The organism is Paenibacillus sp. 1011MAR3C5 (assembly GCF_003591485.1).
GTDB lineage: Bacteria > Bacillota > Bacilli > Paenibacillales > Paenibacillaceae > Pristimantibacillus.
Genome location: NZ_QZCF01000001.1, coordinates 526,463 through 542,321 on the forward strand (window position 1 = coordinate 526,463; position 15,859 = coordinate 542,321).

The 15,859-nt window shown below is 46.5% G+C and carries 12 protein-coding genes; 5 read left to right on the forward strand and 7 right to left on the reverse strand.

Annotated features, from left to right (window positions below):
* Nucleotides 1–6: 6 nt before the first annotated feature.
* Nucleotides 7–1,290, reverse strand: a complete 1,284-nt coding sequence (locus tag D3P07_RS02410) for a purple acid phosphatase family protein (protein WP_259391303.1) — start codon at nucleotides 1,288–1,290, stop codon at nucleotides 7–9.
* Between the two features lie 126 nt (nucleotides 1,291–1,416).
* Here D3P07_RS02410 and D3P07_RS02415 point away from each other — a divergent pair, with 126 nt between their 5' ends.
* From D3P07_RS02415 to D3P07_RS02425, 3 genes are read left to right on the forward strand one after another with little or no spacing between them, the layout of a single operon-like run.
* Complete coding sequence (locus D3P07_RS02415; protein ID WP_119798476.1) at nucleotides 1,417–2,130, forward strand: polyphosphate polymerase domain-containing protein; 714 nt, start codon at nucleotides 1,417–1,419, stop codon at nucleotides 2,128–2,130.
* A gap of 1 nt (nucleotide 2,131) precedes the next feature.
* Nucleotides 2,132–2,827, forward strand: coding sequence for a DUF4956 domain-containing protein (locus D3P07_RS02420; protein WP_119798477.1), 696 nt, complete (start codon nucleotides 2,132–2,134; stop codon nucleotides 2,825–2,827).
* Between the two features lie 20 nt (nucleotides 2,828–2,847).
* Complete coding sequence (locus D3P07_RS02425) at nucleotides 2,848–4,920, forward strand: CotH kinase family protein (RefSeq protein ID WP_119798478.1); 2,073 nt, start codon at nucleotides 2,848–2,850, stop codon at nucleotides 4,918–4,920.
* 71 nt (nucleotides 4,921–4,991) lie between these two features.
* On the opposite strand, the gene D3P07_RS02430 is transcribed toward D3P07_RS02425, so the two are convergent.
* Nucleotides 4,992–6,260, reverse strand: a complete 1,269-nt coding sequence (locus D3P07_RS02430; protein ID WP_119798479.1) for an MFS transporter — start codon at nucleotides 6,258–6,260, stop codon at nucleotides 4,992–4,994.
* 406 nt (nucleotides 6,261–6,666) lie between these two features.
* On the opposite strand from D3P07_RS02430, the gene D3P07_RS02435 reads away from it, so the two are divergent.
* Nucleotides 6,667–7,299 (forward strand): 3'-5' exonuclease, encoded by a 633-nt coding sequence (locus tag D3P07_RS02435; RefSeq protein WP_119798480.1) that lies wholly within the window; start codon nucleotides 6,667–6,669, stop codon nucleotides 7,297–7,299.
* 120 nt (nucleotides 7,300–7,419) lie between these two features.
* Here the strand turns inward: D3P07_RS02435 and D3P07_RS02440 are convergent, their stop codons facing one another.
* From D3P07_RS02440 to D3P07_RS02460, 5 genes are all read right to left on the reverse strand, one after another.
* Entirely contained in the window at nucleotides 7,420–8,178 is a 759-nt protein-coding gene (locus D3P07_RS02440; RefSeq protein ID WP_119798481.1) for a response regulator transcription factor, read from the reverse strand.
* Between the two features lie 4 nt (nucleotides 8,179–8,182).
* Nucleotides 8,183–9,853: a sensor histidine kinase gene (locus D3P07_RS02445; RefSeq protein WP_119798482.1), complete on the reverse strand. Its 1,671-nt coding sequence runs from the start codon at nucleotides 9,851–9,853 to the stop codon at nucleotides 8,183–8,185.
* A gap of 233 nt (nucleotides 9,854–10,086) precedes the next feature.
* A complete protein-coding gene (locus tag D3P07_RS02450; RefSeq protein ID WP_119798483.1) occupies nucleotides 10,087–11,748 on the reverse strand; it encodes an ABC transporter permease in 1,662 nt (553 codons plus the stop codon).
* Nucleotides 11,735–12,844, reverse strand: a complete 1,110-nt coding sequence (locus D3P07_RS02455; protein WP_119798484.1) for an ABC transporter ATP-binding protein — start codon at nucleotides 12,842–12,844, stop codon at nucleotides 11,735–11,737. Before D3P07_RS02455 ends, D3P07_RS02450 begins: the two co-directional genes overlap by 14 nt.
* A 79-nt stretch (nucleotides 12,845–12,923) precedes the next feature.
* The gene (locus tag D3P07_RS02460; RefSeq protein WP_119798485.1) at nucleotides 12,924–13,955 is read right to left on the reverse strand and encodes an extracellular solute-binding protein; all 1,032 of its coding nucleotides are present in this window, start codon (nucleotides 13,953–13,955) and stop codon (nucleotides 12,924–12,926) included.
* Nucleotides 13,956–14,676: 721 nt separating this feature from the next.
* Between D3P07_RS02460 and D3P07_RS02470 the strand changes: the two genes are divergently transcribed.
* Nucleotides 14,677–15,849 carry an ROK family transcriptional regulator gene (locus tag D3P07_RS02470; RefSeq protein ID WP_119798486.1) on the forward strand — a complete coding sequence of 391 codons (1,173 nt, stop codon included), beginning with the start codon at nucleotides 14,677–14,679 and terminating at the stop codon, nucleotides 15,847–15,849.
* The last annotated feature ends 10 nt before the right edge of the window (nucleotides 15,850–15,859 follow it).

Genomic DNA, 15,859 nt, shown 5'->3' on the forward strand with positions numbered 1-15,859 from the left:
TAAGAGCTATGGCAACGTGTGCTCCAGCACGAATTCATCCCATAGCTTGCCGTCTGTATCATACGCCTCATACCGGAGGATGTTCCCGCTGATTCGAATAGCGACGAACATCCTTTTGCCATTCTGGATATGCACCTTGTGGTAGAACTGGTCCTTCTTCTTCTCATTCAGCTTCTCACCGGCTGCATTCGTAACAACATAGACTGTTCCGGCGCGCCCCCGCACATGTGAATCGTCTCCGGTTGCGATCTTGCCGTCTCTTAGCGGATAGGAGCGCGCATACTCATGGTTATGTCCCTGCAGCACCAAATCCACCTCGTAGCGATCGAACAGCTCCACCCATTCCCCGATGTTCTTGTTCAGATTGCCCCCGTACGGCCCCCTATGAAGGGAGACGATGATCCACTTCCGCGTATTCTTCTCCAGCACATCCTCCAGCCACTCCGTCTGGCCGTTTATATTGGATTCCGTATTGAGCATGATGAACCGGGCATCGTCATAGTCGAAGTAATAGGTTGTCCCGTCCAGCGAGTCCGTCGCGCCATTGTCCGGCACATGGAACAACGAGACGAACGGCTCCGCATCTCCGTCCACCTCGTCATGATTGCCAGTGACCGGCATCAGCGGAACCGAGGACAGCCATGGCGCAGCCTCGCGAAAGAATGCGTCCCATGCCCCCATATCCTTCGGATTTTCCGTCAGATCACCATTATGGACAATAAAGGCGGCATCCGGCACACTCCGGATCGCTTGCTTCAGTGTATCCCCCCACAGCTTGAAGTCCTCTTCTGTCTCTCCTTGAGAATCCGTTACATTAATAAAAGCAAATCCGCCATCCGCATTCGAGTCCGTAATAGTATAGAACAGCTCCGTCCCGCTCCATCCCTGCTCTGATCCGTCCCCGACCCGGTAAGCATAAATCTTGTCTGCTTGCAGACCGGATATGGTTGCCTGATGTACCATGCGCCGGTTGCCATCTATATCAATCAGATCGAATGTGCCTTCCACTGTCTCCGCATGTGCGCTTTCCCAGTCCACCTCTTGGCTCTCGCTCTCCACATATTGAATCAAGCTTCTGTTCAGCTTGCTGCCGCTCTGCCACGTGAACGACCGAACCGTCGCCGCATCCTCCCCCACATTCATGACGAGAGAATGCGGTTTGTCCAGCGACTCATTCTTCCTGCCTTCCACCCAGAAGAACACGGCAATAATGACAATCGCACACAAAGCGATAATGAGTCCTTCCTTCTTCATTCCGATCACCTTCACCTTCGTCCATTCGTTAGCCAAAGCTTAACATAACCGTCTCTTGACGCGCATTCAGCAATCTTTCAGCGGGCCTTAAGTTAAGAATAAGTAAAGATTTATACAATAGCAGTGGTTACAGAGAAGCGATCGAAACGAGGTGTGAAAAAAATGAACGGAGATCTCCAATACCGCAATGAGCTAAAGTTTATGATTAACCATCATCAGCATTTCATAATCCGCCAGCGGCTGAAAGGGCTAATGAAGCGAGACAAGCATGCCGGAGTCGGCGGCGAATATCATATCCGAAGCCTCTACTTCGACGATATCCATAACACGGCGCTGCACGAGAAGCTGGGCGGCATCCGCGACCGGGCCAAATACCGCATTCGCATCTACAACCATTCCGACGGCATCATTCATTTTGAGAAAAAAATAAAATTCAAGGACTACATCGCCAAAGTAAAGGAGCCGCTTACCCGTCAGATGTACGACGCCTTGCTCGCCGGAGACAACAGCGTCCTCCAAGAAGGCCGCAAGCCCTTGCTGCTTGAAATCCATGACCGGATGAAGCACAGCCTTCTGGCGCCCAAAGTCATTGTCGATTATGTGCGTGAGCCTTATGTGAACGAGCACGGCAACGTGCGCATTACGTTCGACAAGGAACTCCGCACCGGACTGCATGCGACCGACATCTTCGACCCGGAGCTGGCTCCAATCCGAGCGCTTGACCAGAACCTGATCATTCTGGAGGTCAAGTTTGACGAATACATGCCTTCGGCGATCCAGACCGCGATTCAACTGGAAGGCTTGAACCGCCAATCCGCTTCCAAGTATGTCATTTGCCGCAAATATTTGAAATCGAACTCATGGGAGGATTATTAAAATGGATACATCTCAGCAATCAACTAATTTCTCGGATATTATACGCAATTCGGTGATGGACAATTTCGCGTCGGACATCAGCCTTAGCAAAATCCTGCTGACGCTGGCCATCGCCTTCATCATTGGACTGTTCATCTACCTGCTCTACCGCCGCATCTTCAGCGGCGTGCTCTATTCCAAAAGCTTCAACGTCTCGCTAATCGGCATGACCATGATTACGGCAGTTGTCATTATTGCGATCAACTCCAATCTGGTGCTGTCGCTCGGTATGGTCGGCGCCTTGTCCATCGTCCGATTCCGTACACCAATCAAAGACCCGACTGACCTCATCTTCCTGTTCTGGGCAGCTGTAGCGGGCATCGTAACGGGCGCAGGCTTCTACAATCTCGCCATTATCGGCTCGGTGATTGTCGGTCTGATCCTCTTCTTCTTCGTAAAAGGCGGCACCGCGGAGACACCATTCCTGCTCGTAGCCCATGTTGAAAGCGATGAAGGCGAAGAGCTGCTGCACAAGCATGTGAGCCAGCATGCCAAGCGCTTCAACGTCAAGCAGAAGAACGTATCCGCAGGCTCGATCGAGCTCACGCTGGAGCTTCGACTGAAGGACCATACGGGCCGCTTCGTGAACCAATTGAGCGCATTGCCAGGCGTGCGCAGCGCCGTCTTGATCAGCTATAACGGAGATTATGTATCTTAGGAAATGGAGGGGATGAACCGATGGGAGCAATCCGTCAATACGCGGCCCGTCTGATGACGCTTCTGATCGTCGTCGCCCTCGTCGGCGTCGCGCTGGCCATGGACACCGGCGTAACGGGAACGTTCGGCGCACAGACGGTATCTGCGAATGAGCAGCTGCTCGATGAGCGTTATTTTCCACAGGATAAGATTGTCGATGTAAAGATAACAGTTGATCCTGACGACTTTCAGGATATGCTGGACAATGCCGCAGCGGAGCAATTCAAGCAAGCGACAGTGGAATACAACGGCGAGACCTTCGAGAATGCAGCCATTCGGACCAAAGGCAATCTTAGCCTGAACAGTGTCGTGAATATGGCCGACTCGGACCGCTACAGCTTTAAGATCTCGTTCGATGAATACGTCAATCAGACGCTTGGCGGCATCAGCAAGGTCAATCTGAACAACAACTACAGCGACAACAGCTATATGCAAGAATTTTTATCCTACGAATTGGCGGAGGAGATGGGATTGCCCACGCCAAAACGCTCCTACGTCAACGTATATGTGAACGGCGAGCTATGGGGCTTCTATCTTGCCGTGGAACAGATCGGCGATGCTTATTTGGAACGTCATTTCGGCAAGGCATACGGCACGTTGTACAAAGCCAACGGAGGCAATGGCAGCGAGCTGACATGGCTGGAGACTGCGGGAGCCTACACCGGACTCGATGTGAAGTCCGATAAGCGCAATGATGAGGCTCTACTCGCCATGCTGGACGAGCTGAATAACGGAAGCAGCTATGATCAAGTGCTGAATACTGACAATGCGCTGAAATATATTGCGCTGAACGCCGTCATCGGCAATATGGACAGCTACTTGTCCGAGAAGAAGCATAATTACTACCTGTATGAACTGAACGGTATGTTCTCTGTCCTGCCTTGGGACTACAATATGGCTTTCGGAGGCTTCGGCGGGTCGAGCATCCTGATCGACGAGCCTACGACAGGCGCTGTAGCGGATCGCCCGCTCGTCAGCAAGCTGCTCGCTGTCGATGCCTACAAGGAGAGGTATCACGAGATCATCTCGGAGATGCTGGACGGCTATCTGGAGAGCAGCCGCTTCGAGGTGAGGGTCGCAGAGCTGAAGGCTATGATTTCGGAGTATGTCAAAGCCGATCCGACGGCCTTCGTGACATACGAGCAGTATGAGCAAGGCGTGCAGCAATTGCTGAGCTTCACGGAGACGCAGACTGCCAGCATTGCCAAGCAGCTCGATGGCACGGAGCCTTCGTCTGGCGACGGCTCCGGCAGCGGCAGCCGCGGCTTTGGCGGCGGAGGGTTCGGCGGCGGCATGGGCCGTCCGGGCGGCCAAGCCGGTGCCAACGGCAACGTGAATACCGACGCCAACACAAATGCTGATGGCAACGCGGGCCTAGCCCAGCAAGGCGGCGAAATGCCGGAGGGCTTTACACCGCCAGAAGGCGGCTTCCCAGGTGGCGAAATGCCGGAGGACTTTACGCCGCCAGAAGGTGGCTTCCCGGGCGGAACCACCCCAGAGGCTCGCACGCTTCCTGAGAATGACAGCTCAGGCAGTGCCTCTTCTTCGAACGGAAACGTTCAAGCAGCCAATCTGCCAAGCAGGCAAAGCGGACAATTCATACTCGCGACGGAGACGAACGCTCAGAACGGCTCTTCTCCGCAACAATCCACGCCAAATGCGTCTCAGCCGGAGGGGGGCGTGAACGGCACCGCTCAAAGACAGAACACTCCAAATGCAGGCCAGCCCGCCGATCCGAACGGCAATGCGCAGGGGCAGAATGCTCCTGACAGTCAGAACGGCAATGCGCAGCAGGATCCCAATGCAGCCCAGTCGAATGGCAATGAAGCCGGCAGAAATCCGCAAGGCGGCTTCCAAGGCCAAGCCGGACAAGGCGGCTTTATGGGCGGCGCAAGACCGGAAGGCATGGGCGGCTTGGGCGGCGGCCGCTTCCCCGGCGACACCGCAGCGCTGAACGAAGGCAGCGAGAAGGAAGCCATAATGGCAGCTATATCCGCTGCCCTCCTGCTGCTCTCTTGTCTCTTCATTGTCTTTTATAAGCGCAGAAAGTTATAGCAGTTATCGAACTACGAGAAGAAGCAGCGGGTTAGGCCCGCTGCTTCTTGTTATGATGAAAGCTCTATCGCTTACGAAGCCCGCTCCGCCGCCGGCTTAGGCTGATCCTCGGATATAAGCCAAGCCAGTGCATATTGCATTAAGGCAGCGCCGAACAGGATAATCGGCATCCAGATCGATTCCAGATCAGAGCCGAAGATCGCAAGCAATGTGATCGACAGCACCCGTCCGATGTTCAGGAACAGCTCTCGCATGACGACCGATTCGATGCGAAGCTGGCCTTTTAACGGCAGTTCTCCGATGATTCGGTAGTAATAAGAGGTCAGCGTGTTGATCGCAAGCGGATTGCAAATAGAGAACAAAATCATGAACAGGACAACAGACCATAACTCCACTTGTATGAGCAGCAAAGCCGCGCCCAGTACTGTACCCGTCGTCGCCAGCAATACGTATCTGCGTACATTTTCCTTTTGAGCCTTGCGTGAGATCACATAACCTGTCGCGACCGTCAACGAGGAGAAGAAAACGCCGAGATAACCAACCCAGTCCTCCCGATTAACAGCCTGGAAGAGCAGAATGTTAGGCAAGAACAGCATGATGCCCTGGAACAAGCCGAGTACCAGAAAGCTGTACAAGCCTTTGACCCATCGTTTGTTGCGCCGCATGACCTCGCCCATCAGCTTTAAATAATACGTTTTGTGATGCGTCTTGATCGTCGGAATCCGGAAGCTGATCAGCGCGGCAATGACAAACATGATAAACGCAACCGTAAATATCATAATATACCCTGACAGACCGTCATTCCGTTGAATCACAAAGCCCGCGAGTGCAGGACCAGCAAGTCCGGCAGAGTTGAACGTGACCATATTAATTGCCAGAAAACGAATCCGGTTAGCCTCCGTCGATACATCATATTGAAGCACCAGATACCCCGTCCAATAGAATCCCGATGCAAAACCATTAAAGATCGCAAACCAGATATAATAATTCGGCACTTGCTCCTGCGCCAAAATAACAAGCAAATAAAAAAACGCAATCATGACAATACCGAACCGGTAAGTCACCATGCGATCGTATTTTTTCGATATCCAACCGCCGACAGCAAAGGCTATAGGCGTAATGATGAAGCTGATTATATTGTAGACGGCATTTATGACCAGATCCTCAGTCAGCCTCCACAAATACAAGTTCAAGAACAATCCGGACATGGACGCGCCTAACTGAAAGCAACTATGAATAATGAGTGCCGTAACCGCTTCCTTGCCGAGCCTTCGCTCCGGCTGCAAATCCCCGCCTTTTATCCCACTCCAAATTCGCTGCAAGACTTCCCCAAGTCGCATTTGACGTTCCTCCGTTGAATAAAGCATCTTATGTACGTCTATAATCTACCAACAGTGTATCACATTCATAGAAGATAGAAAGAGAGAATTGCGAAGCCGGATGAATTCATGCTGAATAATCCGCTCCCCCTCAACCGCACACTATAGATGCCACATAGAAAGGAGGTCGATATCATGGCGAAGCAGCAAGGACATGCCAACAAAAACACCAAAACCAAATCTTCGGACAAAAAAGGAAATGCCTCCGGCAACAATCACTAAACCAAGCTCTACACTGCCCTGGGAAGCCGCTATCGAGCGAGCCGATCCCGGGGCTTTTCGCGTTTTGGAGAAGGGGATCGGGCATGCGTGTAGAAGTTATAAGGATAGTGCTCTACGAATTTACATAAAAAAGTGGTGAATACGCATGACCCTGTTGCATGAACGTTCCTTTACCGTATTTGACTTCGAGACGAGCGGACTCGATCCCAAAAACGACCGCGTCATCGAGATGGCGGCCATTCGAGTCGTCAATGGCGAGGTCGCCAGCGAGTTCAGTACGCTTGTCCAATATGACGGCAAACTGTCGCCAAAAATCACTGAGCTCACCGGCATTACCGACGATATGACGGCATGCGGGATGGATGAAGAAACCGCATTCCGTATCTTGAACCGGATGATCGTTGGTGACCAAGTGCTAGTGGCTCATAATGCACAATTCGATCTGAGCTTCCTGCATCATTCCTTGATGCGGATCGCGGGCCGTTCTTTCCGCAATGATTTCATGGATACACTGACCATCAGCAGGGATAGACATGTCTATCCGCATACGCTGAAAGATATGTGCGATCGCTATGCCATCCCGTTGGTCGGCGGACATCGCGCACTCAATGATGTCATCGCATGTTGGGAGCTGTTCCGCACGCTGGATGAAGAACAGCCTGTGAACGATTATCTCAACACGCTAGGCTACATGCGCAAATACGGCCCGCCGAAGTGGAGCCCTCCCAACGCCAAGCTCAACCCGATTGATCTGAAGTACGCGCCTCGGGAAGCGTGATGATGGCAGATTATTCTTATTGTCTTACAAAATCGAAAAGATTGGACTACAACTGCTGTAGTCCAATCTTGATCGAAGCGCCGTCCTATTCTATTGCCTGCCCGCCTGGCGCCACCATCTTTACTTCGTAAAATGAGTAGGAGAATACCCGACATACTTCTTGAACACTTGACTAAAATACTTGTATTCCTTAAACCCTACCAGCTCCGCGATTTCGTATATAAGCTTGCCGCTATTTTCCATAAAATCAATCGCTTTAATAATTCTGTACCGGTTTAAAAAATCATTAAACGTATAGTTCGTTTCATCCTTGAACTTGGCATTCAGATACACCGTGGATACCTGCAATTTTTCGCTCAGATCCGTTATCGAAACTCTATGCGGGTAATTTCCTTTAATATAGTCCAGCATGGCCGATACATAGGTGGAATGAACCGATAAGGCTTCAACATCGAGCACCTCCTGATACATATGAAGGTATTCATGCTTCTTTTCTTCATGCTGCCTTGCATCGATTTTCTTTCTAGTTTTCCGAATCGCTATATCAAGCAATCTAAAATCAATCGGCTTTAAAATGTATTCACTGACTCCCAGCGAAATCGCTTTTTGGGCATAATCAAATTCACTGTACCCTGAAATAATAATCGTTTCAAAATCATGTACAGCCAGTGCTTCCTCCAGCATGATAATTCCATCCTTAAAAGGCATCCTTATATCGGTGATCACGATGTCAGGCTTTAGCTCTTTTATTTTATCCAGCCCATCATTCCCATCGATCGCACTGCCAACGACTACACAGTTATTGTTCAGCCAATCCACCTTATAGGTAAGTCCTTTGCGAATGATGTCCTCATCTTCCGCGATAAGCACTCTATACATGCTATCAATCCCCTTTATTTAAAGGTATCTTGATTTCAACATTCGTTCCTTCTCCATGAACGCTGTCAATCGTCATCCCGAACTGCTCGCCATAAATGAGCTGAACGACGCGATGCGAATGAAAAATACCGTAGTGCTCCGTGTCATTCGTTCCCCGCTCGAGCGATTGCTGAAGCAAAGCCAGCCTGTCCGGCTCAATTCCTTTCCCATTATCCTTTACAGCCAGATATATATAATCGTCTTTACGTAAAATGCTAATCGCAATATCCAAATGAGCCGTGTCCTCGATGCAGTGCTTTATACTGTTCTCGATGAGCGGCTGAATAATAAGCTTTGGAATTTTTATATCCCTTATAGATTCATCCACATCTATCGAATAATCCAACCGTCGGTTAAAGCGCATTTTTTGCAGTTTCAAATAATCCTCTACATATTTGATATCGGTTTCAACAGGAACCATCGTGCTTCCATAATGGATGTTGTACCTTAACAAGTTGGCAAATGAAACGACAATTTCCGATGCATTCTGAGGATCGAATAAAATTTCAAAACGCAGCATCTCCAATACGTTAAAAGCAAAATGCGGATTGAATTGCGCCTCCAGCTGCTTTATTTCCATTTTCCTCTTCATCTCTGCTATTTCTACATTGCTTTGCATTAAGGATTGAATTTGATCCATTTTAATTAGGAACTCATCCTGAATCATTTGAAACTCTTCAAAGGCCTGAGACTTCATCCCCTTGGAGGGCTTTTGAATAAAGTGAATTAACGAATCTACGGATTGCAGGCTTTGCCTCATAATTTTAGGCAGAACCAAATAAATAACAATAATCATAACTACGCCGATACTTATAAAAGAAATCAGCCCGATCCACACCGATTGTTTGAACGTGTTAATCGATAGCATGTTTATAATATGAATATCTTGATCATGAATCGTGCGGCTCGTTACATAGTAAGTATTATTATCAATCGTAGCTGTATTTCCTTCAAGGTAGTGCTTGTTTACCTTGCCGACATGAGCCAGCAGCTTTTGATCAGATACATAAATCGCTTGGTCAAACCGGTCTGTTATCGCAACCAAATCTGCTGAATGCTGAAAGTAGCGGCCGAGATCTTCAAGAAAAAAGAATAAATAGCCTTGAATATTTTCATCTGTCATAATCGCTTTAGCGAAAAAATAGGAGCTGCTTTGTCCTTCCTTAAACAACGAATAATCAACGGTTCGCTCTATCCCATCTCTTAGATCCGTATCTCTTAGTAAGCTTTGCATCAAATAGTCACTTTTTAACGCTTCTACATTCCCTTTGTAAAGACTAGTGGTGACGATATTCCCATTTTTATCGAAAAGAACAAAGTTCCCTTTAAATGGTCTGGATTTAATAAACGGATACAATATATGATTCACTTCCAATAATTGCGATCGCCCCTCTGTCACCTGCTGAAAAGCTTCATTCTGGACGAGCTTATCAAGTGTATTGCGATACCTGGAAAACTCATATGCGACAGTAGCGCGGATCCGGTCATTGACCTGATTGTTTTTCTTGACGACGACAACCATAAACGTGACGTATAGGGATAGAATATACAAGGTGAAAATAAGAGCGATCGTAATGATCGAATATTTGAGAAACACTTTTTTCATGTAGTCTCTAAAGCTTTTTTGCATATTCATTTCCCCTTTACCCTAAAACAATCACGATGCTTGAGATTCGTTAGAAAATGTGACACTGTCTTATCTTTTAAAAAGAACAGCCTCCGTTGCAAGGCTGCTCTTAATTTTCTGAAGTTATCGGCCGCAGCATTCTTGAATTTCGCCCCGCGCCATATTTATATAATCTTAAATTATCAAATATGGCTAATGTAAGCAACGAACACAATTCGTTGATGTTCTCCACGTCCAGCTAACTATACACTTACCTCGCGTTTGCCTGTCAGCTTGAAGAATAGTAATAACGAGATAATTGACGTTACAGTCAATATTGCTGAGTATGCGGATGCATTACCGTAATTACCACGAATTACCTCCGTATAGATCGATACAGTAAGGGTTTGCGTACCGCTCGTATACAATATAATCGAGGAGCTCAATTCACTTATAACCGTAATCCAGCTCATAATTGCTCCTGCCATAACCCCTGGCATCATCATCGGCACAACTACCTTACGGAATGTCTTCGCCTCTGATGCGCCAAGGCTAATCGCTGCTTCTTCAAGACTTGGGCTGATTTGGCCAATAATCGCTGTACTTGAACGAATCGTGTACGGCATCCTTCTAATGACGAACGACATAACCATAATTAACACTGTACCGCTCAGCACAAACGGCTTATCACTAAAGGCAAAAATAAACGAAATTCCTAGTACCGATCCTGGAATAATGAACGGGAACATCGAAACCGTATCTAGTATATTCGTAATGGCATTTTTCTTCCTTACTGTTAAATAAGAAATCAATACCCCTAGCACGACGATAATGATGATCGCGATAATACCCATTTTATAAGTATTCCAAATGACAGCCGTATTTTTCAAAAACAAAATATTTCTGTAATTGTCGAAAGAGAAGTTCCCGGTATAAACCTGGCCTCCCTTCGTTTCCAAAAAAGAAGTAAACGTTACGACTAGCTGCGGAAGAATCGCTAATAAAACAACGAAATAAACAAATGCATGAGACAAAATATTTTTAAAGCCTTTTACCTTTTCAACAGACATTGGCTTTAGCGCCGACATCGAATAGGAGAAGCGGCTGGCTACGATGCGCTGGACTAGAAACAGAACTAACGTTACAACTATAAAGATCATACATAACGCGGCAGCGAATCCATCATTGCCGCCTACTTCACTCATAAACTGCGTATAGATCAAAACCGGGATGGTGCGGTAGCCTTCGCCAATCAGCATCGGCGTACCAAAGTCCGCAATGACTCTCATAAAGACAAGGAGCGCGCTAGCGAGCATGGTTGGGATAATGAGCGGGATAATTATTTTGAAAATACGCTGGAAATTCGAATAGCCAAGACTCTCTGCGGCTTCATTGAGCGAGTTATCCAGATTTTTCAGCGCGCCCGAGATATAAAGATAGATGAGTGGAAACGATTGCAAAGATAGCACCAATACAATGCCTGCAAATCCGTAAATCCCATCAAACTGCGTGCCGAACAAATTATTGACGAACTCCGTGATTACACCTCTGCGTCCTAATAGCTGAATCCATGCATAGGCGCCGATAAATGGGGGAGAAATATACGAAATAATAACAAAGATTTCAATAAACTTACTGCCTTTAATTTTTACTTTCCGCATCATGTAGGCCAGCGGCAAACCGATAACCATAGATAGCAGCGTAGCAGCCACTGTTACCTTGAAGCTGTTTAAAATCGTAATCCAATAAAATTTCCGTTCGAAAAACTTGCTCAAGTATTCAAAGGTAAATTGTCCGGTCCCGGGATCAATCACACTTTTCTTTAAAACTAGAAAAAGCGGAAACGCAATGAAAAGCAAAAATATACATAAAATAAGCAAGGTGGAGGTGTTCCAAATATGAAACGGCTTTTTATTTGCTTTCATTGATCCCACCTACTTTAATTAGTGTTGTTTCATCCTCGCTGCTGAAAACGTTGATTTTAGTTGGCTTTACCTTCAAATATACGGTAGCCCCTTCCGGAATTAGCTCCACTGCGTCGGCATCCTGGATAACCTCTACCTCTTCACCTTGCTCCAGATCAATAAAGTAATGCGTATTAACGCCAAGGAACATGCTTCTAATCACTTTTCCCTTCAATCCAACCTTTTCCTCATTAATCATAAATTCCTGAGGTCTGACCGATACTAAGACTGTATCGCCGGGTTTTGCTTGATCCTTCAGATTCGCCATCTTTTCTTGATAATTATCGCTTAGTTGAATATATTTTTCGCCGTTCTCTACTTTTAGCTTTACTTTCAATACATTTGATGTACCGATAAATTTGGATACAAAAATATTGGCTGGACGCTCATAAATGCTCTTTGGCGTTCCAATTTGCTGAATAACTCCGCCATTCATAACGGCAATGCGATCAGATATCGCAAGCGCTTCCTCCTGATCATGCGTGACGTAGACGGTAGTAATGCCAACCTGCTGTTGAATGCTTCTAATCGCATTGCGCATTTCCACGCGCAGCTTCGCATCAAGATTAGATAACGGTTCATCCATAAGCAATACTTCCGGGTGGATAACAATCGCTCTTGCCAATGCTACACGCTGCTGTTGTCCGCCGGAAAGCTTATCTGGCATACGATCCTTATATTTCTCAATATGAACGACGCCTAAAATATCGTTAATCCGCTTCTCCATTTCTTCCTTGCCTAGCTTGCGATTTTTTAGCCCAAAAGCGATATTGTCTTTGACAGACATATGCGGGAAGATCGCATAGTTTTGGAACACCATCCCCATATTACGCTTGCTCACTGGTATATGGTTAATCTCTTTGTCTGCAATTCTAATGCTGCCGCCATCGATGGAATTGAACCCGATAATCATGCGCAAAAGAGTCGTTTTTCCACAGCCTGATGGTCCTAGCAGCGTAAATAGCTCACCCGGCTTTATTTGCAAAGAGAGCTTATTAATGACCGTTGTATCTTCAAACTTCTTCACCACGTTGTCGACTATAATAGATACACTCATGTTCGTCATCCTTTCAATCCTTAATAAAGATAGAGCAGCTTATAAGTAGCGTATAAACTGCTCTACTTTCGAAAAACGATTAATCCATTGATCTTTCTAGCAAATCCGTAAATTTAGCCGTAATTTTATCTTTGTTTTCCGAAATCCAAGCTTCGTCATAGTTTTTAGCAAGAACAATGCTGTCAGTTGGAACCATGTAATCTGCCAATTTAACGCCGTCACGAAGTGGTCTAACCGTAAGCTCAGAGCCTACTAAAGTTTGAACCTTGTCGGAAAGCACGTAATCAATAAACTTTTGTGCATTTTCCATATTTTTTGCACCTTTAATAATTTGAACGGATTCGCCAGGGAAGATAGCGCCTTCAACCGGGAAAATAACATCTACAGGAGCGCCGTTATTCATGTATTGAACAACTGGGTCCTCCCAAGTTAGACCAACAGGGTACTCGCCGTCAGCTACACCTTTGTGAACTTGGCCAGAGCTGCCTGCAATTTTACCGTCCAAATTAGCGATAAACTTCTCTACGAAGTCCCAAGCCTTGTCGGACATTGGGTCGCCGTCACCCATTGCATAAAGCATCGCTGCCAGCGATTGGAATGCGGAGCTGGATGCCGATGGATCACCGAAGGAAATTTTACCTTTTAGCGCTGGGTTCAAAAGATCTTCAAAGCCTTTTACCTGCACATCGCCGACGATATTTTTATTTACGATAAATACAGTCGGGTCAGCAAAAGCTGCCGAAAAATAACCTGTCTTATTGCGGAATGCCGGAATCATATGCTCATCTTCAGTTGATACATATTTTTCGAAATGCTCTTTTTTGCTGGAAAGCATCGTCTCGTCAGCTGCCCACAAAATATCTCCCATCGGGTTGTTCGTCTCAGATTCTACGCGCTTGATCAGCTCGCCTGTACCTGCGACAACGATGTCGACTTTAATACCCGTATCCTTCTCAAAATTAGGGATGACCGCATTGTTCAAGCTCTCGCTTCGTGCTGTGTAAATCGTTAGCGTGTTTTCATTCTTTTTACCACCGTTATCCTGGGAACAGCCTGATAAAATAAGTCCAGTTGCTAGTACTAGGGTAAAAGTAAGCGATTTCAATTTCATGATTTTTGACCTCCTCAAATTTTTCTTAATCCAAAGTATACGCTTCAATTTTCCGCTGCAAAATCCTAAAATAATTAACAAATACCAAAGAAACAAAACTAAATGAGGCTGTTCGGAGCCTCTTCCTTCCTAGTCTTCCCTATTTATACAGAACAAATAAAAAACCACCACCGAGTTACTCCTATGCTTACGGCATAGGGCAGCTCGATAGTGGTAAACTAGAAAACCTCCGCTTAGCATATCCTTCAAAAATATCTTGTTCGATCCTATTAATCCCTTCCTTCCAGCAATCCAAATTGAAATCAAGAATTTCAGTATCTTCATAGAGATTTGTAAGGGTTCTGAGGAAACATTCTCGGTCCAACAAATGGGGAAATGATGAAGTCCATGTTATTTTTTAGAATAGTTGCCTAGACCATTCAAGAGGAGAGTATTTTTCATGACTCAGTATCAGGTTACACTAGATCATCAATCGGCTCTCCATCCGAAATATCTAAGAGGAAATATGTGTTTAAAGAGGCTGATCGGGATCAAATGACTGTGATTTTATTTAAATTTCCTGTTGACCACGCTTACATTAAGGATGTAATATAAACTTAATTCACATATAATAACGTGTTTATGAATTATATTTGCAAGATACACTTATTTTTTAGTCGTTTAGGTTTATGATATAAACTTAAATGAACGAACAATCGATTGAAAGTAGTGTGATGACCCTATGAATGTAAACTTACCCAGCACGATACGCAAAATGAACAAAGATATTGTTCTTAACATCATCAAAGACCTGGGACCCCTGTCCCGGTCTGAGATCGCCAAGCATTCCGGGATCACGAAAGCGACCATTTCGGATATTGTCAAAGAACTGATTGAGGAAAAGCTGATCTTTGATGAGAAGGACGACGCCGATTTAAGCAAGCGCGGTACTAACCTTCATTTCTCCAAGCATACCTCGTTCGGACTTGCTGTAGATTTAGGCGGCACGACGATTCATATGGGCCTGTTCGATCTAGCGGGGGAATGCTTTATGAAACATACAGTATCCACCTATGATCTAGAGACGAGCCAAGCTTTCCTGGATCAGATGGTGGTCGATATGAAGACCTTTATCGAGCAAGCGAATCAGCCTATGGAGAGACTTTCGTTTATAAGTATTGCTACCCCGGGCATCGTTGATCCTGTAACGGGAATCGTGCTGGAAGGCTCCCCCAACCTCCCAGAATGGAGGAACATTCACCTAGCGCAGTATTTTCAAGACGTGTTCCAAATCCCTGTCACAATCGAGAATGATGTGCGGGCCGCATTGGTTGGCGAGATGTATGCAGGGGTGTTCCAGCATGTAAACTCTGCGGTGTTGATCGGCATTGGCACGGGACTGGGAGCTGCGGTGCTCATTGATGGAAAAGTCATTCGCGGCGCCAAAAATGCAGCCGGTGAGATTGGTTACATGGTTTTCAATTCCAATCAATTATACGCCCCATCAACGAAGGGGCACTTCGAAATGGCGTGTTCCGGATCAGGTCTGGAAGCTGCCGCGTCGGCGCTATTCCACCAAAAAATGTCGGCCAAGCAAGTGTTCCAACAAGCCAAGCTTGGAGATATTCAAGCGGGGCGCTTGGTTAATCAATTCGAGGATCATCTGGCATTGGGTATCCTAAACATCATTACACTCGTAAATCCGGAGAAAATTTTGCTAATGGGAGGCGTTACCCAATCGCTATCGCTCGAGGACCTCAGGAAGAAAGTGAGTCTCCATACTACGGAGGTCACTAGCGTAGCAATCGAAATTTCAAGTTTGCAGCATCAATCGGCCCTGCAAGGCATCGCGATTTTAGGACTGAATCAAGCCTTTCCATCGTTGCAATTCATGAAGGACAAACAACTTTACTAGCCAAGGAGCG